Annotated in this window: 25 protein-coding genes; 15 read left to right on the top strand and 10 right to left on the bottom strand. The window is 57.7% G+C overall.

What is annotated here, in order from left to right:
* Window positions 1-391: 391 nt before the first annotated feature.
* The 5 genes from L1S32_RS09010 to argF form a co-directional block, all read right to left on the bottom strand.
* Window positions 392-1213 carry a proline dehydrogenase family protein gene (locus L1S32_RS09010; protein WP_278154706.1) on the bottom strand — a complete coding sequence of 274 codons (822 nt, stop codon included), beginning with the start codon at window positions 1211-1213 and terminating at the stop codon, window positions 392-394.
* A gap of 5 nt (window positions 1214-1218) precedes the next feature.
* Entirely contained in the window at window positions 1219-2772 is a 1554-nt protein-coding gene (locus L1S32_RS09005) for an aldehyde dehydrogenase family protein (protein WP_278154703.1), read from the bottom strand.
* Between the two features lie 131 nt (window positions 2773-2903).
* A complete protein-coding gene (locus tag L1S32_RS09000) occupies window positions 2904-4178 on the bottom strand; it encodes an arginine deiminase (protein ID WP_278154701.1) in 1275 nt (424 codons plus the stop codon).
* A complete protein-coding gene (gene arcC, locus L1S32_RS08995; RefSeq protein ID WP_278154698.1) occupies window positions 4171-5148 on the bottom strand; it encodes a carbamate kinase in 978 nt (325 codons plus the stop codon). Before arcC ends, L1S32_RS09000 begins: the two co-directional genes overlap by 8 nt.
* A complete protein-coding gene (gene argF, locus L1S32_RS08990) occupies window positions 5145-6221 on the bottom strand; it encodes an ornithine carbamoyltransferase (RefSeq protein ID WP_278154696.1) in 1077 nt (358 codons plus the stop codon). Before argF ends, arcC begins: the two co-directional genes overlap by 4 nt.
* Before the next feature lie 185 nt (window positions 6222-6406).
* Between argF and L1S32_RS08985 the strand changes: the two genes are divergently transcribed.
* From L1S32_RS08985 to L1S32_RS08945, 9 genes are all read left to right on the top strand, one after another.
* A complete protein-coding gene (locus L1S32_RS08985) occupies window positions 6407-6955 on the top strand; it encodes an HDIG domain-containing metalloprotein (RefSeq protein ID WP_278154694.1) in 549 nt (182 codons plus the stop codon).
* Window positions 6956-7027: 72 nt separating this feature from the next.
* On the top strand, window positions 7028-7828 hold the full coding sequence (locus L1S32_RS08980) for a class I SAM-dependent methyltransferase family protein (protein WP_278154692.1): 801 nt from the start codon (window positions 7028-7030) through the stop codon (window positions 7826-7828).
* A 460-nt stretch (window positions 7829-8288) separates the two neighbouring features.
* Window positions 8289-10517 (top strand): MASE3 domain-containing protein, encoded by a 2229-nt coding sequence (locus L1S32_RS08975; protein ID WP_278154690.1) that lies wholly within the window; start codon window positions 8289-8291, stop codon window positions 10515-10517.
* A 74-nt stretch (window positions 10518-10591) separates the two neighbouring features.
* Window positions 10592-11497 carry a flavodoxin family protein gene (locus L1S32_RS08970; protein ID WP_278154689.1) on the top strand — a complete coding sequence of 302 codons (906 nt, stop codon included), beginning with the start codon at window positions 10592-10594 and terminating at the stop codon, window positions 11495-11497.
* Between the two features lie 92 nt (window positions 11498-11589).
* Window positions 11590-11928 (top strand): cupin domain-containing protein, encoded by a 339-nt coding sequence (locus tag L1S32_RS08965; protein ID WP_278154687.1) that lies wholly within the window; start codon window positions 11590-11592, stop codon window positions 11926-11928.
* A 211-nt stretch (window positions 11929-12139) separates the two neighbouring features.
* The gene (locus L1S32_RS08960; protein WP_278154684.1) at window positions 12140-12844 is read left to right on the top strand and encodes a metal-dependent hydrolase; all 705 of its coding nucleotides are present in this window, start codon (window positions 12140-12142) and stop codon (window positions 12842-12844) included.
* Between the two features lie 135 nt (window positions 12845-12979).
* Window positions 12980-13315, top strand: a complete 336-nt coding sequence (locus L1S32_RS08955; protein ID WP_278154683.1) for a cupin domain-containing protein — start codon at window positions 12980-12982, stop codon at window positions 13313-13315.
* A 78-nt stretch (window positions 13316-13393) separates the two neighbouring features.
* A complete protein-coding gene (locus tag L1S32_RS08950) occupies window positions 13394-13675 on the top strand; it encodes an NAC family transcription factor (protein WP_278154682.1) in 282 nt (93 codons plus the stop codon).
* A 14-nt stretch (window positions 13676-13689) separates the two neighbouring features.
* Complete coding sequence (locus L1S32_RS08945; protein ID WP_278154681.1) at window positions 13690-13830, top strand: hypothetical protein; 141 nt, start codon at window positions 13690-13692, stop codon at window positions 13828-13830.
* A gap of 66 nt (window positions 13831-13896) precedes the next feature.
* On the opposite strand, the gene sugE is transcribed toward L1S32_RS08945, so the two are convergent.
* Window positions 13897-14226, bottom strand: a complete 330-nt coding sequence (gene sugE / locus L1S32_RS08940; protein ID WP_278154680.1) for a quaternary ammonium compound efflux SMR transporter SugE — start codon at window positions 14224-14226, stop codon at window positions 13897-13899.
* A 292-nt stretch (window positions 14227-14518) separates the two neighbouring features.
* Here sugE and L1S32_RS08935 point away from each other — a divergent pair, with 292 nt between their 5' ends.
* Window positions 14519-14923: a carboxymuconolactone decarboxylase family protein gene (locus L1S32_RS08935; protein ID WP_278154679.1), complete on the top strand. Its 405-nt coding sequence runs from the start codon at window positions 14519-14521 to the stop codon at window positions 14921-14923.
* Between the two features lie 170 nt (window positions 14924-15093).
* Here L1S32_RS08935 and L1S32_RS08930 read toward each other — a convergent pair whose 3' ends face one another.
* The 4 genes from L1S32_RS08930 to L1S32_RS08915 all read right to left on the bottom strand — a co-directional run bounded on the left by L1S32_RS08930 (window position 15094) and on the right by L1S32_RS08915 (window position 17684).
* On the bottom strand, window positions 15094-15393 hold the full coding sequence (locus tag L1S32_RS08930; protein WP_278154678.1) for a ChaB family protein: 300 nt from the start codon (window positions 15391-15393) through the stop codon (window positions 15094-15096).
* Between the two features lie 69 nt (window positions 15394-15462).
* Entirely contained in the window at window positions 15463-16413 is a 951-nt protein-coding gene (locus tag L1S32_RS08925) for a nucleoside recognition domain-containing protein (protein WP_278154677.1), read from the bottom strand.
* A gap of 50 nt (window positions 16414-16463) precedes the next feature.
* Window positions 16464-16904: a tRNA (N6-threonylcarbamoyladenosine(37)-N6)-methyltransferase TrmO gene (tsaA, locus tag L1S32_RS08920; protein WP_278154676.1), complete on the bottom strand. Its 441-nt coding sequence runs from the start codon at window positions 16902-16904 to the stop codon at window positions 16464-16466.
* 123 nt (window positions 16905-17027) lie between these two features.
* A complete protein-coding gene (locus L1S32_RS08915) occupies window positions 17028-17684 on the bottom strand; it encodes a phosphoribosyltransferase (protein ID WP_278154675.1) in 657 nt (218 codons plus the stop codon).
* 194 nt (window positions 17685-17878) lie between these two features.
* Here L1S32_RS08915 and L1S32_RS08910 point away from each other — a divergent pair, with 194 nt between their 5' ends.
* The 5 genes from L1S32_RS08910 to L1S32_RS08890 are packed head-to-tail and all read left to right on the top strand — an operon-like array spanning window position 17879 to window position 20648.
* The gene (locus tag L1S32_RS08910; protein WP_278154674.1) at window positions 17879-18100 is read left to right on the top strand and encodes a FeoA family protein; all 222 of its coding nucleotides are present in this window, start codon (window positions 17879-17881) and stop codon (window positions 18098-18100) included.
* Window positions 18100-18330, top strand: a complete 231-nt coding sequence (locus L1S32_RS08905; RefSeq protein WP_278154673.1) for a FeoA family protein — start codon at window positions 18100-18102, stop codon at window positions 18328-18330. The genes L1S32_RS08910 and L1S32_RS08905 overlap by 1 nt, the downstream gene beginning before the upstream one ends.
* Window positions 18327-18956 carry a FeoB small GTPase domain-containing protein gene (locus L1S32_RS08900; protein ID WP_278154672.1) on the top strand — a complete coding sequence of 210 codons (630 nt, stop codon included), beginning with the start codon at window positions 18327-18329 and terminating at the stop codon, window positions 18954-18956. Before L1S32_RS08905 ends, L1S32_RS08900 begins: the two co-directional genes overlap by 4 nt.
* A 2-nt stretch (window positions 18957-18958) precedes the next feature.
* Window positions 18959-20173, top strand: a complete 1215-nt coding sequence (locus L1S32_RS08895) for a nucleoside recognition domain-containing protein (protein WP_278154671.1) — start codon at window positions 18959-18961, stop codon at window positions 20171-20173.
* Between the two features lies 1 nt (window position 20174).
* A complete protein-coding gene (locus L1S32_RS08890) occupies window positions 20175-20648 on the top strand; it encodes a hypothetical protein (protein ID WP_278154670.1) in 474 nt (157 codons plus the stop codon).
* The last annotated feature ends 71 nt before the right edge of the window (window positions 20649-20719 follow it).

The following is a 20719-nucleotide window of genomic DNA, read 5'->3' as shown; positions in this document are numbered from 1 at the left end:
CTAGCTTTGCCGCATCTGCCGCGGATGGGTGGGAAAAAAGGTCTCTTTGCGGCAGATGGTCAGAACTCACCGGTGGATGCGGCCGGCCGGATGCCGGGGTCTGTTCTTTTTCAGGTGGATTTACCCAGATCCCACGGCCTGCAGGATGGCACCTGCAGTGATGAGGTGGATGCCTGCCCGGTATTTCAGATGAATCCGGGGCAGGTAATGATGCCAATGGCAAGGAAAAAGGTGAATATTTCAATGATGGTGGTATCTGGTCTCATGCTTGTCTCCAGAGTTTATGGATGCACTCCGCACTGTACCGTACACTATTTTGACGATAGTATAGAATGTTGCTGGTCAGTAAGGGTGGGTGGGGGGATTTTTGGCGGAGAACAGCGGCCAATTATCAGACGAGCGGCCGTATCCGGGCACTTGCGAGGGCGGCGAGATAGATCTCGCGCCGGCGGTCATATGACCCGTGGTCATTCCCATAGGGCAGGTATTCATGCACTTTCCATCCGGAGTTTGCCATTCCGAGCATTGTCTCGGTCCCAAGGCCCTTCAGGAATCCGAAGGTGATGCGTGTACGTGCCTCGGGGATGGAGTCCTGCAGCCACCGGATCAGGTCCATGTCCTGGGTCCCGACAGCAAACTGGGGGTGCCTGCGGGCAAGAAGATATGCCTGCGTCCGGAATGCCGCTACGATTTCATCACGCTGGTGCAGGTCACCGAGATACGCCCCTTTCACCAGACGCACAGAGATCCCTTCGTCTGCTGCCCGGCTGATATCCGCCGGTGTCCGCCTCAGATATGCCTGCAGGGTGAGGGTGAAGGAGTATCCCTGTTCCGCTGCCTGTAAGGCGGCTTCGATGGTGTCGTGCACGAGCGGCGTGCCCTCCATATCGATTCCGGTGGGGACGCGTTTTGCCATGGCATGGGAGAGAATCTGTTCGAGGTATTCATGGAATGCCTCTGACTGCAGGGTAACACCGATGGCGGATGGCTTGATTGCCACCGATGCGTCCAGTCCGTGGCGGTGGATGGCGGAGATGCAGTCCTCGTATGCCCGCGTGCCCTCCTCGGCTGCCTGGCGGTCTTCTGCATATTCACCCAGGGGATGCATAATACAGGGAATGCCCCGTTCGTTGCAGGCCCTGCACCAGGATATCGCCTCTCCAAGGCCCGCGGAATGCCACCTCCCAATTGCTTTATGCGTACTTTCCATCATTGGTATCACCCGGCGATCCTCGTCTGTGCCTGTTCCCGCATGTAGGAGAGGAGATAATACGGCCCCCCAACTCCCCGTCCGGTTGATCCACTCCCTTTCCATCCGCCAAATGACTGATACTCGGGCCACCCGCCGGTGGTTGCCCCTTCTTTCCGGTTGGCATAACAGACTCCGAACCGTATGTGGGAGAAGAACTCCTCCACTTCTGCCGGGTCTTCTGAGAATATGCCCGCGGTCAGGCCATACTCCGTGTCGTTGGCGAGTCTGAGGGCCTCATCCATTCCGGTGAACGTAGCCAGCGCCACCAGCGGAACAAAGAGTTCGTCCCTCATCACCGGGTGGTCGTGTGAAATACCGGTTACAATGGTGGGATCTGCAAAATATGCGCCGTGCGTCTCTTTCCCGGAGTAACTCCTGCCACCCGTGAGGACCTCGCCCCCGGCCGCAGAAACGGCCGCAACCGCCGCATCAAACCGCTCCTTTGCAGCACGGTTGATTAAAGGGCCCATAAATACGCCTTTTTCCCGTGGGTCGCCGGTGGTGCAGCGTGCTGCCCGTTCTGCCAGCATCTCTGCAAAGACAGGGAAGACCGGCTGTTCAACATACACCCGGGAAGTGGCGCTGCATTTCTGTCCACCGAAGCCGAACGCTCCCCGGCAAACCCCCTCCGCAGCCTTCCTGAGGTCAGCCTGCCCGGTGACGATACAGGGGTTTTTGCTGCCCAGTTCAAGGATCACCGGTTTTGGATACGGCTGGTGCGTGGTGAACTCCCTGCGCAGCCACATGCCGGCGTCCCGCGATCCGGTGAAGGTGAGTCCTGCAATGGCGGGTGAGCGTGAGACTGCCTTTCCGAAGGCCGGTCCGCTCCCGGTGATGCAGTTTGCCGCCCCGGCAGGTACGCCCGCCTCTTCAAGAATCCGGCAGAAAGTGAGCATGGAAAGGGGTGCGGCAGAGGCCGGTTTCATGATGGCTGTATTGCCGGTGATAAGAGCCGCTGCTGCCGCTCCCGCCCCCAGGACCAGCGGAAAGTTGAAGGGTGAGATGACCGCCCATGCCCCGTAGGGGCGCAAAACGCTCTCATAGCGGTCCGTCTTTGTGTCCGCGGGCATTGACCGTCGGAATCCGTCATTGTCCCGGATGACATCGGTATGGTAGCGCAGCAGTGCCACCGCCTCACCGACCTCGGCCAGCGCCTCGTTTCTCGTCTTTGCGCATTCCAGGGTAATGAGTGCTGCCAGGTGGAAATACTCCGCTTCCAGGCGTTCTGCGGCAGCCCCGATGCAGGCAGTGCGAACCTCCCACGGTGTCTGTGACCAGTCATCCCAGGTCTCTGCCGCTGCCTGTATAGCAGCCTCCGTCTCTTTTTTCCCGCACTGCTGAAAATCGCCAATCTTCAGCGTCGCCTCAATGGGTGACCAGACGGTGAACGTCTCCCGTGCATGAATTTCCTCTCCTGCCACCCGTGCCGGGTGGAGCTGCCCCAACTGTGATTCTGCTGCGACCAGGGCCTCTTCGTATTTACGGTCAATGCCAGGGTCCCCTGGCCGTGACGTATACATGATCTGTTCTTCCAGAGTTCATCCCCCCGTGATATCCGGCCTGGTCTCCCTCCGGAGACCGGCTGGTTGCTTTATCGATTGTTCACCCTATTTAGGTCTATGCCAGACACAAGAGGCAAACACCTGTGGAACTATACCGGATCGCGTTTTAAGGGGCAGGTCATGCAGTGGGTGCCGCCTCGTCCCCGGCAGAGTTCTGCACCGGAGATCTCGAGCACCTCGATGCCTTCTTTCTCCATGCTCCGGTTTGTGTGGGTATTGCGGGCATAGGCGACGACCACACCCGGGCGGAGGGCGACCACATTGTTCCCGTCGTCCCACTGCTCCCGTTCTGCCTCATAGCGATCGCCTCCGGTGGGGATGAGGGTCAGATGCCTCTCGCCGAGGGCGTCTGCCACGGCCCCGGTGAAACTCTCCTCCCGCTCCACGATGAAGGGTGTCTCTCCCGTGTCTGTCTCTTTTCCGGGGTAGAGGGAGAATGCAGGAGCCGTATCAGTCACCGGGGGATAGATGGTGGCTGTGGCCGGGTCCAGAAAGGTGAAGACCGTATCAAGGTGCATATGGGCACGGTCGGGGCTGAGGCGGCAGACGATGATGCGGTCCGCTGCGTCTGCTGCAAAAAGGCGGGATGCAACGGTCTCGATGACCTGCGGGCCGGTGCGCTCGCTCATCCCGAAGAGCACGTTCCTCATACCGGCATGCATCACATCCCCGCCTTCCATGGACGCAGTCCCGGGGGTTACAGGCGGGCAGCCGGGAACCACGGTCATTTCCCCGTACCAGAAAGGGAGGTCTCTTCCGGCAAAGGCAGGATGATGATGGTAGACTGCAGCGGCGTTCATCGTCTCACGCCGCCGGACCGGCCAGTACATCGGGTTCAGGGTGAGGCCGCCTGCAAACCAGGATGAGGAGTCGCGGGTGTACATGGTATTCGGGAGTGGCGGGATGGCAAACCCGTCAGCGTCGGCTGCGGCTGCAACCAGGGACTGCCTCTCCATGTGCCGGTTTTCTTCTCCTGCGAGATCCGCAAACCGGAGCCCTGCCGTGAGGTGGTGAACCAGTGCGGCGGGTTCACTCTCCATGAGGTATGCATGCAGTCTCTCTGCAAGCGGCGTCCCGGCACCTGCTGTCTGCAGGGCGGAGGCGGCCAGTTCCTCACGGCAGACCCGGCTTTTCCGGATGCTCTCTTCGAGGAGGTCTGCAAGGTGGCAGACCCTGACTCCCTCCGCCTCCATCAGACGGGTGAATTCGTCATGCTCTGCTGCGGCCCGGTCGACCCAGAGGACATCGTCAAAGAGGAGGGTCTGCCGGTTTGAGGGAGTGAGGTGGCGCAGTTCGTCGCCCGGACGGTGAACCAGCACCGTGCGCAGCCTGCCTGTCTCTGAGTAGACACCAAAATCAGGCATGCTCCTCTCCTGCTTCCTCATTCCGGTCACCGGCTGTTGTCCGGTATGGTGCGCCGGTGAATACCTGAGTGCCGCCGGTTCCTGCCACCAGAGCAGGGATATCGGCAAGTGCCCCTATCGCGGCCCGTTTTCCGGGAGTGCGGGCAAACCGGCAGGCGGCCTCGACCTTCGGCCCCATTGACCCTGCGGGGAAGGTCCCTGCACCGAGGGCCTCCGGTGGGGCGGAGACAATGCGGCGTGCGGCCGGGGTGTCCCAGTCTTCGTACACGCCGTTGACATCGGTTGCCATGATGAGGAGGTCTGCCTCTGTCTCCCGGGCAAGGAGGGCGCTTGCGAGGTCTTTATCGATGACTGCCTCCACTCCGGTCAGGACTCGTCTTCCGTCCGGGGCAAACATCGTCGGGATGCCTCCTCCTCCGGTGCAGATGACGACGGTCCCGTGCTCCAGCAGCCAGCGGACGGGGCGTATTTCAAAGATCCGGAGTGGTTCCGGTGACGGGACTACCCGTCGCCATGCTTCTCCGTCCTGCCGGAATGACCAGCCATGTGCTGCTGCAAGGGCATCTGCCTCCTGGTGGGTATAGAGCGGGCCGACGAACTTTGTCGGGTGAGTGAAGGCGGGGTCGTCTGCTGCCACCTCCACCATCGTAAGAAGGGTGGCAAGGGGCTGGTCTTCCGGGAGGAGGTTCCCGAGCTCCTGTTCAATGAGGTATCCGATCATCCCCTCGGTCTCGGCCCCGAGGACGTCAAGGGGGAAAACCGCGTTATCTCCACTCCCTGCAGCTGCTGCCTGAAGGGCAAGCAGGCCTACCTGAGGGCCGTTGCCGTGGGAGAGGAGGACCTCGTGGCCGGATGCGACCGGTGCAATCGCCTCTGCTGCCGTCCGGACATTCCCGCGCTGTGCAGCTGCGGTCATCGGTTCTCCCCGGCGCAGGAGGGCATTGCCCCCCAGGGCGATCACGATCCTCATCGGTTCTGAGCTCCGCCTCCGTTCTTTACGCAGGCGTCATCGGCGAGGGTTGCCACCATGATGGCCTTGATGGTATGCATGCGGTTCTCGGCCTGGTCGAAGACGATGGAGTATGGCGACTCAAATACCTCGTCGGTGACCTCCAGTTCGGAAAGGCCGGTTGCACGGAAGAGCTCCTCACTCACCTCGGTGTCCCGGTTGTGGAAGGAGGGCAGGCAGTGCATAAAGCGCACGTCCGGGTTTCCGGTGGCTTTGATGATCCCCATCGTCACCTGATACGGCAGGAGCAGTTCAATGCGTTCGTTCCAGACCTCTTCTGGCTCTCCCATTGATACCCAGACGTCGGTGTAGACGAAATCCACGCCGGCGACGGCCTCCGGGACGGATTCGGTGAGGGTCAGTGAGGCCCCGGTTCGTGCAGCAATCTCCCGGCAGGTGGCCGTCAGGTCTTTGTCAGGCCAGAGCGAGACCGGCCCGCAGATTCGGATGTCCATCCCGAGCTTCACCGCACCGACCATCAGGGAGTTGCCCATATTGTTGCGGCCGTCCCCGAGATAGCAGAAGGAGATCTCCTCCGGCGGTCGACCGGTGGATTCGGTCATCGTGAGCACGTCAGCGAGGATCTGGGTAGGGTGGAACTCGTCGGTCAGTCCGTTATAGACCGGCACACCGGCATATGCAGCGAGTGTCTCCACGCTCTCCTGTGAGTATCCACGGAATTCGATTGCGTCATAGAGGCGCCCGAGGACACGGGCAGTGTCTTTGATGGACTCCTTGTGACCGATCTGGGAGCCTTCCGGCCCGAGATAGGTGACGTGGGCACCCTGATCCCGTGCCGCCACCTCAAACGAGCAGCGTGTCCGGGTGGAGCTCTTCTCAAATATGAGTGCTATCTGGCGCCCTTCCAGGTATTTCCGTTCATTTTTGTTCTTCTTTGCCGCCTTGAGCCGTCCTGCAAGGGCAAGCAGTGCCTGCAGTTCCCCGGCCTCAAAGTCGAGCAGTTTCACAAAACTCCGGTGGCAGACGATCTCGGTGACGGTCTGTCGGGGTAGGGATATTGATGCCTGCTTCATGAAAACTATCCTCCGGGCCCGTTATGCGCCCTTTCTCTCTGTTTTGGTGGAGATACAGAACGGTGTATGACGGGGAAAAACCGGGAATATGATGGTATGCGAGGTTTATCCTGTGATTATATATGGTTTCTCCCGCCGCCGTTCGGATGGCGAATTTTATCCCTTTGGCCGTACATCCTTTTTCCATGGAGAGTGATGATGCCATCCTGCTCCTCCGGGAGCATGTGGCAAAGGAGAGCCTCATCGCCCACTGTCGTGCCACCGCCGCCATTATGCGTGCATCGGCGGGTGCGCTGGGGGAGGATGCAGACCTCTGGGAGGTGATCGGCATCCTGCATGACATCGACTATGAGGAGGTGAATGAGGATATGGAGCGTCACGGAGATGCGGGGGCGGTTCTGCTCCGTGCCGCAGGCTTCGGCGAAGAGGTGGCAGGTCCGGTGCAGCGGCACAACTACCGGAAATACGGGGACTCCGACACCCCGGTGGATACCGCCCTCACGGCCGCAGATAATATATCCGGGCTGGTGATTGCCTGCGCCATGGTGAAGGGCGGTTCGCTGAGTGATGTCACGGCAAAGACGGTGAAGAAGAAGATGAAGGACCGGGCGTTTGCCGCTGGGTGCAGCCGCGAACGCATCCAAAAGATTGAGGCATATATGGAGCTGTCTGCATACTATGCACTCTCGGTCGCCGCCCTGCAGGACATAAAAGAGGATCTTGGCTTCACATGATCCGTGACTGTTCTGTAACCGGTGGATATCCGATGGTTTATCCGTCTCCTGCGGCTACATAGAGAGATACTGATGTCACTTTCATCCCGCTGTGGAGGCTGTCTGCCCCCGGATATGGCCTGTCTCGTGCCGGATCACTACGATGTCATCGGGGATGTGGCCGTTGTTTCCCTGCCTGATGCCCTTCTGCCCTACCGTGAGGTGATCGGCCGGTGCGTCGCTGAGGAACGCCACAGCATCCGGTCGGTCTGTATGCGCACGGCCCCGGTGGCGGGCACCCGCCGGACGGCTGGCTATGCCGTTATTTATGGCAGGGAATCCACAGAGACCGTTCACCGTGAGTATGGCTTCACCTACTGTCTGGATGTGAAGACCGCCTTTTACAATCCCCGCCTTGCCTTTGAACGCCACCGGGTGGCAGGATGCGTGCGGGCAGGTGAGCGGGTGCTGGTGCCGTTTGCCGGCGTCGGCCCCTTTGTGGTGCCCGCTGCACAGCAGGGTGCCCGGGTGACCGCAATCGAGATGAACCCCGATGCCTGCGGGTATCTCCGGGAGAATGTCCGGACAAACGGTGTGCAGGATGCCGTCACCATCTTTGAGGGTGATGCCATGCAGCTGCTGTTGTCCTGCAGGGAGGCCTATGATCGTGCGATTGTTCCCACGCCATACGGGCTGAATACTGCTCTTGATGAGGTTATTCCTCTGGTTCGCCGGGGCGGTATCATTCATTTCTATACTTTTACCGTACCGGAAGAGACCGATATGCTCATGGCGAAATTCCGGGGTATGGGATGTGTAGTGAGTGGGATGCGCCGGTGTGGCAATGTGGCCCCTGGTGTATCACGCTGGGTTTTTGATCTTCGCCGGCGGTAGGCGGTCTCAATTATTACCGGGAACATTCTTGGTAGGTACGCCTGTGGGTAATCAGTCATCCGGCAAATACGGGTATGATATATGCAATACTGCATATCAATAAGAGGATGGTGAGGAGATAATGGATCAGTTTTTGCACGATATTCACCACATTTCAGGCATTGGATGAGATATTTGGGAATTGAGTACCCGATGTAGTAACTATCTCGTGTGGGATATACTTATATCTTGCTTTGATTTGGGATTCCTTTCCAGATATGATCCATACGTTGTTGCCATTCTTCTGAATACGAAGAGTATCATGCCCGGATCGATAAAATAATGGGTAATCTCTCTCCATTGAAAGATGTCCCGCCTGGAATATGGATCAGGTAATGTTATCATATCCAGGAGAAATTATCTCTTTATTATTCTACCCCGCACCCAGAGGATGAACACCAGCAATGAAGAAGGTGAACAGATGAACCCATCAGAAAATGAGGATCACGGTATTTCGGGTCGGCTATTTTCAGAAAACCGGATCTTTTTTGCGGTTCTGATCCTGCTTCTTGCAGGTGCCGTCCTTACCTCTCTCTATAGTTTCCTGCTTTTTCATGTCATCGTTGAGATGTTTTCGGTTCTCATTGCTGCTGCCATCTTCATCATTGTGTGGAATACCCGCGGGTACCTCCAGAATACCTATCTCCTCATCGTGGGGATTGCCTATCTCTTCATTGGCAGCATTGATTTCATCCACACGCTTGCCTATGCGGGAATGGATATCTTTGTCGGGTATGGTCCAAACCTGCCCACCCAGCTCTGGATCATTGCCCGGTACATGGAGGCGGCCACCCTTGTGGTCGCACCCCTGATGTTTAGCCGGACGATGAAGCCATACCGGGTGCTTGGCCTCTATGCGGCGGCGACAGCCGTCCTCGTGACCGCTGCCTTTGTTCCCGGCCTCTTTCCTGCCTGCTATGTGGAGGGGGAGGGTCTCACGCTCTTTAAGATTGTGAGTGAGTATCTCATCTGTATCCTCCTTGCGTGCGCTATTTATCTCCTGTGGCGGCACCGTGACCACTTTGAGGATGACATCTTCTGGCTGGTCGTTGCCTCAATCGTCCTCACCATCTGTGCAGAACTGTCGTTCACCTTCTACGTCAGTGTCTATGGGCTCTCGAATTTTGCAGGCCATCTCTTTAAGCTGGCATCCTTTGCGCTGATATACCAGGCGCTCGTTGTCTCCGCCTTCCGCCGGCCATATGAGACGCTCTTTCGTGAAGTCCGGCAGGCTGAGGAGACGGTCAGGAAAGAACGCGACCTGCTACAGCAATACCTTGACCTCGCCCCGGTCATGTTCATCGTTATCGACCGGAACGGAGAGGTAAAGCTCATAAACCGGCGAGGGGCTGAGATTCTGGGCTATCCGGCGGAGGAGATCATCGGGAAGAACTGGTATGCCACATTCCTGCCGTCCCCTGTCAGAAAAACGGTGATCAGCCGGCTTGACCACCTGCTGGCGGATGATGTTCATCCCGGTGACGAGGTGGCAGAGAATCTGATCCTCACGAAGGATGGTGAATACCGGAGAATCCTCTGGCATAATACGGTGATACGCAACGCAGACGGGATGATCACCGGCACCCTGAGTTCCGGTGAGGACGTCACCGATATCCGCGAGGCAGAACGGGATCTGCACCTGAAGAATGCGGCCATCGAGGCGACGCAGAACGGCATTGCCCTGCTTTCGATGGATGGGAGCGTGCGCTATGCAAATGCAGCTCTGACGAAGATGCTTGGGTATGACGACGAGACCGCACTGGTGGGCCTCTCCATCATAGATCTGGGTGAAGACCGGGAGCAGTCCGCGGCTGCACTCCAGAACCTTACGGAGACCGGAAACTGGTTCGGGGAGCAGCACGGAAAGACGGCAGACGGGCGGACGATTGATCTGCTGGCATCTGCCACGGTCATCTCGGACACCCATGGGGAACCGATGAATTTCGTGGTGTCGTTCATGGACATCACTGAGATGCACCGCTACCGGGCGGCCCTGCGGGAGGCAAACAAAAAGCTGAATATCCTTTCGTCTATGACCCGGCATGATATCCTGAACCAGGTGCAGGTGCTGCTCTCATACTCTGAACTGCTTGAGGAGCTGACGCCGGATGATGCCCCGGGCCATGAGTATATCGAGAAGCTCTTTGAGGCGACCAAGCGGATTTACCGGCAGATCTCATTCACCCGGGATTACCAGGATCTCGGGGTAAAGGCGCCCCGGTGGCAGAAGGTGAATGCGGCCTGTGCAGAGGGGGCCGATGCCATTGACCCCCGTCTGATTCAGATCTCCTGTATGACGGGAGCCCTGGAGATTTATGCCGATACGATGCTTGTCAAGGTATTCTATAACCTCTTCGACAACGCGGCCCGGCACGGCGTCTCCGTTACGGATATTTATGTATCCTTCACGGAAGGTGCGGATGGCTCAGGCACGCTTCTGGTGACAGACAACGGTGTCGGAGTGCCGGAAAGCCAGAAAGAACGGATCTTCGAGCGTGGTGTCGGGTCAAATACCGGGCTGGGCCTCTTTATCATACGGGAAGTGCTGGGCATCACGGGGTGCTCAATCACCGAGGTTGGGACTGAAGGGGAGGGGGCCACTTTTTCGATTCATATTCCGGCCGGGGCCTGGAGGTATGGGGATGCCTGAATGACGTACGCGTTTTCATCCTTTGGCCACCGCCGTGGTGCGGTTTTTTTTGGGAGACCCACAGGAACTGAGTGATGATTCGGGAGATCATACTGGAGCGGCGGACGGTGCAGACAGCACAGGGAGACTTTTTGATTACATGCGTCAGTGCAGATCTCACCCACCTGTATCCCGGCATGGAGCGGTATGGGGTGCGGGTTACTGACGGAACAGGCCGGACCGTGACGGAGTTTTTCACCAATACCTATGAGTACACGCCTGCAATGGAGCTGGATGCGAAATCCGTTGCATTCAGGCAGGCAGATGAGTGGGAGGGGGAGTTCACAGAACATCCAACGGATATGGTGGAGTATTTCAGCCGCCTGCATCCCCGGTGCCTGCCGGCGGCAGAGACGGCAGATGTGGTGATCATCCAGGGCAGTCCCCGCCCGGACGGGAACTGCGGGCAGACTGCAGGCCTGATTGCAGCAGAGACGGACCGGGCAGGGGGGACGGTGCAGGTTCTCTACCCGGATGATATGGATATCCACCCCTGCATCGGATGTTACCAGTGCTATAACACCGGTTATTGCACATTTGCCGACGATATGGACGAGGTCTTTGTGCTGGTGCAGCGCTGCCGGGTGCTTGCGGTATGCGCCCCGGTCTACTCCTGCAGTGTCCCCGGTGCCCTGAAGGCCCTCATTGACCGTTTCCAGGCATACCATGCGCGCCGCAATCTTACCGATGTGGTTCAGGGGAGCCATCAGGCCGGGCTCTTCTTCGGCGTCTGCGGCCGGGAGGGCGAGGTGAACTTCATTCCTCTGCGTGCGATTGCAACAGCATTCTTTGCCACCGCCGGGATCCCGCTCACCGGAACGGCATGGGCGGACGGAATGGACCGGAAAAGGGACGTAAGGCAGGTGTCCGGCTTCCCCGGTGAGGTGCGGTCACTCGTCCGGCAGGCACTGGAGGGCGCCGGGGACTGGGGAGATCAGTAGGCCCGGACAGGGCACCGAAGCACGACGGCCGATGGCGTGGTATCCATCCGGGCACTGGCATCTTTATTGCCTTCCGGGACGACCGGAGTCGTATGAAGATCACAGATATCGCCAGCCTGCCGGTGGGCGAAAACCCTCATCAGGTGGATGCCCGTGTGGCCTATGACACCGAACATGCGATGGCAGTCGTCATCACGCTCCAGCCGGGTGAAGAGCTCAAAAAACACATCACGCCGGTTGACGTCTTCTTCTATGTCCTCGAAGGCACCGGGGTCGTTGAGATCGGAGACGAGGAGGAAGTGGTGGGAAAAGATCAGCTCGTTGAGAGTCCGGCCGGGATCCCGCACCGCTGGTTTAACCGGAGTGAAGCCCCCTTCCGGGTGCTCGTCGTGAAGGTGCCGAAACCCACAAAAGGCACCCGCATCCTCTGAGGTGCGGCGACCACAACATCACTTTTTTTGAAGAAAACAGGGCCAAAAACAGTTTCGGGCCGCAGTCATCGCCTTTATTTTCAGACAGCATCAACCGTGATGCAATGTATCTCTTCTGCTCTCGCTGGTATCCGCCTGCAATATCTGGAGGTATCCCGACGACGGCGGCCGGAAGGGGCGGAGGTATGGTTGGACTGCCGGTGATCGGCAGGTGAGGGGAGACGACCATGTTGTCCTCTCAATGGCGACTGCACTCCTCTGTATTTCACCGTTTTTATCGTCAGATCTCACTGCCGCATGCCTCTGGTGCTGTGTCTGTTTTCTTGTCGGGGTATTTGGGGGGAGCCATCTGCCGGATGCGGACCTCGTTGCCGCACAGGGTGTGCATCTGAAGAGCTGTGGCAGCTTCATCTGTTCCTGTGTGTGCATCGGGATTGTATCCGTCGTGCGATGTGTTTATTGGGTGACAGGATGCCGGTTTGACGGGCGCCACCGGTGTTCCCTCCATACCCTGTATGGGGTGTCTGTCGCAGTGGCTGCCATCTCTGCAGTAACAGGCATCCTCTGCATGCAGATGGTCCTGTGGACGGACGTGCTCCTCTTCGTCTACGCAGGGCTTCTCTTTGGGAGTATCCTCCATCTGGCAGAGGACTGCTGCACGATAAGTGGCCTGCAGCCCCTCCTGCCGTTCTCCTCTCTGCACCTGAAGGGCGGCATCCATACGGGGGATTCCCGTGACCGGCGGCCGGTCTGGTTTGCAAAGTTCCTGGTGTCCATGGCGGCAGTGGTCATTGCAGGGGGGTATGTGTATCACATTCCGGCAGACCGTCTCCTCCTCCCGGTGCCGGGTGCGGCGGCCCTTTTCTGGTTTGTCTTCTATTATCTCTCCCAGCATCTGCATACCTGGCGCAGGTGAGCGGGTGTTATCCTTCACCAAACGGGCATGGTATCCCGACGGATACCATTCTGTTCCATACAACCCTTTATTGCAGTTATGAGCCAAATACCGGATATTACGGTATGCATGGCCATACCGGGGTGAAGTATCGGTATGTCAGAAAATAACCGGGATGAACTGAAGGGGAAGGTCCTGCATCTCGCAGACCTCGTGGACTACCAGGAGGGTGCGGTCGCAAGCCGGATGATCGTGAACAAACCGGTGGGTACCATCACCCTCTTCTCGTTTGACGAGGATGAGGGGCTCAGTGAGCATACTGCTCCCTTTGATGCGGTGGTCACGATCCTGGACGGCGAGTGTGAGGTCTGGCTCTCCGGTGAGACGTATGTGATGAAAACGGGTGACACCATCATCTTCCCGGCGAATGCACCGCATGCCCTTTCAGCGGTGACGCGGTTTAAGATGATGCTCGTGATGATCCGGGCATAGATCCGGGTCGAATGTGGGGTGACCGGCGGGATGATGTCCTGGATGAAGTGGTGGGCAAAGAACGGGGTGAAGAGATAAATGGTGGATGACGAAGGGGAGTACTGTACGGTCTGCGGCGGCATGGTTTCGAAGGCAGGCGATGTCCAACAGATCATGGTGGATGGCAAAGCGGTCGGCATCAACGGCCTTGACCAGATCCTGAAGCAGGTCGCAGGGCTGAACCTCTCCGGCCCTGTACAGGTAAAAGAGGCGCTTCTTGCGGCGGTGAAGGCGGCAAACTATGTCCCGACAAAGAAGGCCGGGGCATATGAGGACGCCCTGTACAGCGAATATCTGCGCTATATTGAATCACGGGGGTGATTTCTGTCCGGGCCATGTCTCTCCTGAAAAGATGCGGTTCCCTCCTCCTGAAGTCGGTGGTTACTCTGCCGCGGATGGTCCTGTATTTCATGCAGCCGATCACGTTCAATGAATCCCTGTTCCGGGATTGGTTTGAGGAGAACAAAAAGCGGTGAAGGCAGGCATGGTTTGCCTCTATTTCTCCCTTTCTTCGCTGCATGCCTCCCCTTCGTTTCTCCCTGTCACTCCCCGCTGACGAGTTTCAGCCCGATAATCCCTGAGATTACCAGCAGAAGGCAGAGGATACGCAGGAGCTCCCGTGACTCACCGAAGAGAAGGATGCCTAAAATGACGGTTCCCACCGCACCAATGCCTGTCCAGACGGCATAGGCGGTGCCGATGGGCAGTGTCTCAAGTGACTTTGAGAGAAAGTAGAAACTGCCTCCCATCAGGGCGATGGTGAGGACGGACGGGAGCAGTTGGGTGAAGCCTTCGGTATATTTGAGGCCGACTGCCCATCCGGTCTCCATGATGCCTGCCACCAGAAGGGAGAGCCATGCGTTTAGTGCCATACTCTATTTGTCTCGCCTGATACGGCATGGATTTTTCCTGTTTTATGAACTGTTCAGTCTCTCTCCCGTCCTGATTCGGGTGACTGTTTATGCTGCTATGCGGAATGCAGTATCTTCTTTGTGAGTGGTTCCTTGTCTTTTCAGCCTCTTTTTCAGAATCCTGGTTCTGCCGGTGCGGAAAAACACTGGCCGGAAGGATATGGCGACTGAAAAGACCGGAAGTGCACAGAACGGGGATTGCCTGAGTGGTTGCATCTATGGTGGAGTATGACATACCGGTACAGGATATCAGATGAATCCAGAGACACAGAAAACGATAGACGATTTCCTCGTCAACAAAGAAGACGTGTGCGACGGTATCATGGATGATTTTAAGCAGACCCTCGGGGTTGTCCCGTTTATCCTGCCCATCCTCAGGGAACGGCCTGACTCCTTTGCGTTCAACGGGCTCGGCGATCTCTACACCTTCAACCCGGAATCGATGGACCGTAAAACAGCAGAGCTGATCGCTGTTTCAGCAGCTGCTGCCATCGGCGCCAACGCCTGCCTGAAGGTCCATATCGGCGCTGCCCTCAAAGAGGGTGCCACCCGTGACCAGATCCGGGATGCCATCAGCATTGCCGGGCTCGTCGGCAGAACCGGCATTCTCGGCGCATCCTTCCGGGTGATGCGGGACGCGATTCCCGATAAGGAATAGATACCCTTAGACGGATGGGGCTGGTCTGTCTGAAAACGGCGTGAACTGTCGTGGTTTTCAGCCGGTCATATCCGTTCTTTTTCCCAAAATCTCCCGTACAGAATTATTAAGGTGCATTGAGGGCACCGTGTCTCTTTGCAGCAGACACGCCCTGGATACCGTTCTCCCTGTTACCCTGCCTTCTTCTTCTCCCATGTGCCCGTCTGCGGATTCTTCCGGTAGCATCGTTTCACCGCGGCCCAGGCAACGCGGTGGGCAGTCTCTTCCCGGCTCTCGTCATCCCGGCGTTTGCCCGGGTCTGCATACTCTTCCCATGCATTGTCGAATGCGGCCAGGAAATCTCCTGCGCATGGAGCGGCAGGCGGGACTTCACCCGTGCCGGGAGTTCTTCTGTCTCTGTGTATGGCATATTGTTTCCCTATTCCCTGGTCTTTTTCCCGGGAGAGGGATTGCCCGGGGCGGTAAAACATCTTTGCCGAGCACTCTCCCTGCGTATCGGGCAGGCATGGAAGAGAAAAGAGGGGTGCTTCGCCTCCTTCTTACCACATGACGGAGAGGACGGCCACGATTGCAATCATGACCACCACCCGGAGACCGGTGGAGAGGGCCTGAATGACAGCACCTGTCCGCGGGCCGAATATGGCCGCATAGGAGGAGCCATACCAGCGGATGGCCCGGGTGACGCTGGTAAGGATATTTCCCACGAGCAGGGTGATGATGATCTCCTGCGGGGAGAGGGTGCCTGCGGCAAGCAGGGTGGAGGCGACACTTGCGCCTGCAATAAACGAGCCAAACTGGGCGGCGATGATGGCAAAGCCTGCGGCAGGGACCGGGAACCACGCACCAAAGCCCTGCATCACATCAGCCACGCTGTCAAAGAATCCGAGGGTGATGAGGGCGGCTACGATGACGATCGTAGGCAGACTGATGACGAGGATATGGCGCAACGATGCGGCGGACGCCTTTAGTGCTGTCTGCACCCCCTTTCTCCATTTTGGCCGTGGTGCAGGCCGGTTTGTCTGTTCGTCCTGCTCATCAGGTGCGGGGAGGATCCGCCGCCCAACGATCATCACGATCACGGTCTTCATGATGCCGACCGCAACCAGAATGGCAAAATAGACGAGGCCGGTCAGGCCCAGCAGGGGGATGTACACAGGGAGCAGGTAGCGCCAGTGCATCATTACATTGGGAAAAGAGTTCATCAGCGCCGCAATCACCATCTCATGGTAGGTGATGGTCCCGTCCCGGTGGTATTTGGCGAGCATCGCGTTTGCAGCCTTGGGGGAGATGAAGGCCATCATGAATGAGATGCCGCATTCATGGTGGAGGTTGGACCAGGTGGTGAGCGGCCGGGAGATGCGGGATATCCGGGCGGTCGCATTGAATGCCATGATGAGCTCCGCTGCAAAGACGCCGGCTGCCATCATGGGGATGGTAGCGGCGAGGAGGCTTATGGCAAGGGAGGCTGTCTCCGGAAGAAATGCGTTCATGAGTTAGCTGAACCTGCGGGTGTGCAGTCGCCGTTAGCCGGGTTCCGGAATCACGGTAAGATCCGGAATGGTTCCGTTGCATCCAAAATGGCGTCGATGGACGGAGCATAGGGTTTGATGTCGAGGACCGGCGTTTTGTCCAGTGCATCGAGCCCTGCCACCCGGATGGTCCGTCCGGTGACACTGACTATTTTCCCGATGTCAAGGCCTATGGGGTTCGGGCGGTCCGGGGAGCGGGTGGCAAAGACCGGCCGGCTTCCCTCCATCCACGGCGGGTGTGCGATGAGGGTGTTCCTGTTGGCCCGGTCGAACCAGAGGAGGACAAAGAGATGGCTGACGTCTGCCAGATCACCGATGCCGTCCTGGTACTCTTCTCTGATCTCGATATCCATCTCAGCCCCGGGAATGAGGCGTCCCTGCCGGGGGGCGTCACCGCGGGGCTGGTGGGGGGAGCGGACGATGCCGATGGGGTGTACTTCTGCTGTGTTCATCAGTGCTCCGGGTACGGATACCGGCATCCTTGCCGGAGCAGGCATCCGTTTTACATACAGATGCTCTTTCCTGACCTAAATCTTACGATGTGGGATTTTTGTGTTACTGGTCCCGGAGGGGGTTTAGCCGGGTATCTGTATCCTCCCGTCTCTCTCCTCCGCATCGCCCCGCCGGACAAGGCCTGCACAAATTTCTCTCACTATCCCTGCATCCGTGGTGATGCTGAAATCCTCTGTGAGGGCTTTAATTATCTCTTCTGCGGTGCCTGGTCCCTTTTTAAGGACGCGGACCACAAATCCCGAAATGTCCTCATAAACCGCCCACGGGTATATGATCCAGCGCCACTCCAAAACCTGCTCTGCGTAATAGTCCGGCAGGTATCCTGATGTGTCCTTGTGCTGCAGCACGGCGGTTCTGACTTCAGCTGCCCCGCATCCCCTGAGATAGGCGACTGCTGCTTTCAGCGTGTCTCCGGTGTCGGTCACATCATCGACCACCAGCAGTCGGGCGCCGGTCACATCGATGGAAAGGGGGAACCGGACGACGGTCTCCGGCTTCTCTTCGGCGGCCACTCCCCAGTGTTCGATTTTGATGCTGGTGAGCATCTCATGCAGCAGATAGTCGCAGACAACCCGTGCCGGGACATATCCGCCCCGCCCGATGGCGACCACAATGTCGGGTGTATAGCCGGCATCCCGGATGGTGTGTGCAAGCTGTTGTGCGAGCGCTGCGGAGCGTTCCCAGCTGATAAGTTCACAGGGGAAGGTGTCAGGCATCATGAGCGTGCATATGCGGTGGGTGTTCAAATGTATTTGGGCGGGGGATGGGATGACAGCAGAACCGGGCGCAAACCCCCTCCGTTTTTTCGGTTTGCCAACTGATTTCCGAATCAAATCCCTGCTCCATAAAAAAACCGAATTTCTTTCGGCCCTTTTTGATACCAACCGAATGAGAGAGATAATAGCAGACTGTTATGATCCTGAACGAGTTGCATCCCGGTGAACGGGGACGTGTCACGGGGATAGAGGGGGGACATCGTCTCCGGCAGAAACTGGCCCTGCGGGGTATTGCGGAAGGGTGCATGCTTACTATGGTATCGTCATCATGCGGGCCGGTGGCAGTGGAGGTGAGGGGCAGTACGCTGGCCCTCGGCCGGTGCATGGCCCGGAATATTCAGGTTGTGAAGGTGGAATAATGCTGATAAAACTCTCCGATTTGCCGTTTGGCGAAACTGCGGTCGTCCGGGAGATCCATACGCCTGCGCATGACCTGAACTGCATGGGGCTCCGGATTGGCAGGGAGCTGAAGATGATAACCAGACAGCCCATAAAAGGGCCGGTGGTCGTCTCCATCGGTGAGCTGGAGATTGCCATGGGCCTTGAGACGGCTGCACGGATCGTGGCAGAGACCGGGACGGATGTATGACAGGCGTGAGGCCGGAGGAGATCGTTGTGCTACCGGAAGGGGGAACGACAGTTCTGATGCTCGGCAACCCGAATGTGGGTAAAAGCGCTCTCTTTAACCGGATGACCGGTGCAAATGCTGTTGTATCAAACTACCCCGGCACAACGGTTGACTTTACCAGCGGGACCTTCATCGAGGGCGGGCATACCTACACCATCATTGATGTGCCGGGCACCTACTCACTGGAACCGCGGGACGCAGCAGAAGAGGTGGCTGTCCGGATGCTCCGGGACTATCCGGATGCGACGGTGATGATTGTACTTGATGCAACGAAGACCGATCGGGGTCTCTACATCGCCCTTGAAGTGATGGAGCGGGGTGTGCCGTGTATCGTTGCGGTCAATATGATGGATGCCGCCCATGAAAAGAAGATAACGGTTGATATCGCTGCACTCCAGCGTCTTTTGGGTGTGCCGGTGGTATCGACAACCGCGACAAGCGGAGAAGGTGTCCGCACCCTCGCAGGGCATATCCGAAAGGCGCAGATCGCAGACCTGGACGGGATTGCACGCCGTCTGCGGGGTGAAGAGTTGCAACGAGTTCCCCTTCGTGCCTGCGGCGGCTGCGGTGGATGCGGGGGGCGCTAAAAATGGTTCTCTCTTCTGATGCCCGCTGGGAGATGGTGGACGCCATCACCCAACAGACGGTCACCTATGGCACCTATAAACAGACGCTGGGGGATGTACTGGGAGATTTGACCGTCAAACCGCTTACCGGCATTCCGGTGGCAGTGGCGGCACTCTATGCATTCTGGAGTATCTTCACCTCGTTTGCCGGCACGCTTATGACCGACGGGTTCATGGTGAAGTTCTTTGACGGATTCTGGCTGCCGTGGATACAGGCAGTCTGGCCCGACCCCACGAGCTGGCTCTACTTCCTATTTGTCGGGAACCCCGCAGCAGAGACGTGTTTTGAGGCATTCGGGATGCTCACCTCAGGGCTCTTCGTCTCTCTCGGTGTGGTGCTTCCCGCGGTATTCATCTTCTACCTGATGATGACCATACTGGAAGATTCCGGCTATCTGCCCCGGCTGGCCGTCCTCATGGACTCGGTGCTCCACCGCATCGGGCTGCATGGGTATGCAATTGTACCCACTATCCTTGGCCTTGGGTGTAATGTGCCTGCGGTGACTGCCACCCGTATACTGGAGACGAAAAAACAGCGGTTCATCATGATGACGCTGATTGCCCTCTTTATTCCCTGTGGTGCACAGCTGGGTATCATGATGAGCGTGCTCCCTGATCTGGTGGGCATCGTGATGCTCTGCCTCATTGTCGGGTTCGGTATCTTTGGTTTTGTCTTAAACAAGGTGATTCCGGGGCAAAACCCTGAAATTCTTGTGGATGTGCCGCGGTATCACTGGCCGGTGAAGGAATATGTGGCAAAAAAACTCTGGAACCGCACCAAAGGGTTCCTCAGGGAGGCAGTGCCCTTCGTGCTCTTTGGGGTATTGGTGGTAAACCTTCTCTACCTCACAGGGGTTATCGACTGGCTGGCAGAGCTGCTCGAACCGGTCTTTGTTGTCTGGTTCGGGGTTCCCAAAGAGACCGTTGGTCCCCTTATTGCAGCATTCCTGAGAAAAGACCTTGCTATCGCACAGCTCTCGACCATCCCGATGACCACCTATCAGACAATTGCGTCTGTGGTGCTTGTGACGATTTACTTCCCGTGTGTGGCCACCTTTGTGGTCATGCTCCGGGAAGGGTGGAAGGAATTGTGTGCGGCAGCTGCCGTGCTCTTTGCGGTCGTCTTCATCTACGGTGGCATTATTCATGCCATCGGCATCCTTCTGGGGGTGGCATAACATGGAACAAAATGTTCAGAAAATCACGCCCATTGGCGTATATATCGGCCTGCTTGGCCTTGCAACCCTTGTCTTTGGCCTTGCAGACATCTTCGTATGGGCCGGTGTCAGTCCCGGCTTTCAGGTGGGAATTTGTGCAATCACCGGCGACGATTTCTTTCGCTGGGCATGGGGCGGTTTCATCATGGTCTGTGCCGGCATCTTCATGCTTGCGGGATGCTCACAGGTTGTGGCCCTGCAGCAGGCCGCAAAAGTGGTTTTGGGAGGTGCCCTCCTCTGGCTCATTGCGGGCACTGATCTCTTTGCCCGGCTCTGTGCAGCGATTCCCGCAGATGCCTCCTCTCCTGCATTTTTCAACTCCCTCTCAGGGTTTCTGGGTGCATTTGCCCCGCCGTATACCCCGGCGGTGCTCCTGCTCCCCTTCACACTGGGTATCCTGTATCTGATTCGGATGCAGGGTGCAGGTGATTCATGATCTGCCCGACACCGCACCCCCCCATCATTTGTATTATTATCTTCTGCAGATGAATATCTGTGGAGGAGTAA

Origin of the sequence: Methanogenium sp. S4BF, from assembly GCF_029633965.1 — an archaeon.
In the GTDB taxonomy this organism is placed as follows: Archaea; Halobacteriota; Methanomicrobia; order Methanomicrobiales; family Methanomicrobiaceae; genus Methanogenium.
The sequence above is the reverse complement of the archived record's forward strand: the minus strand, read 5'-3'. Positions and strand labels throughout refer to the sequence as shown.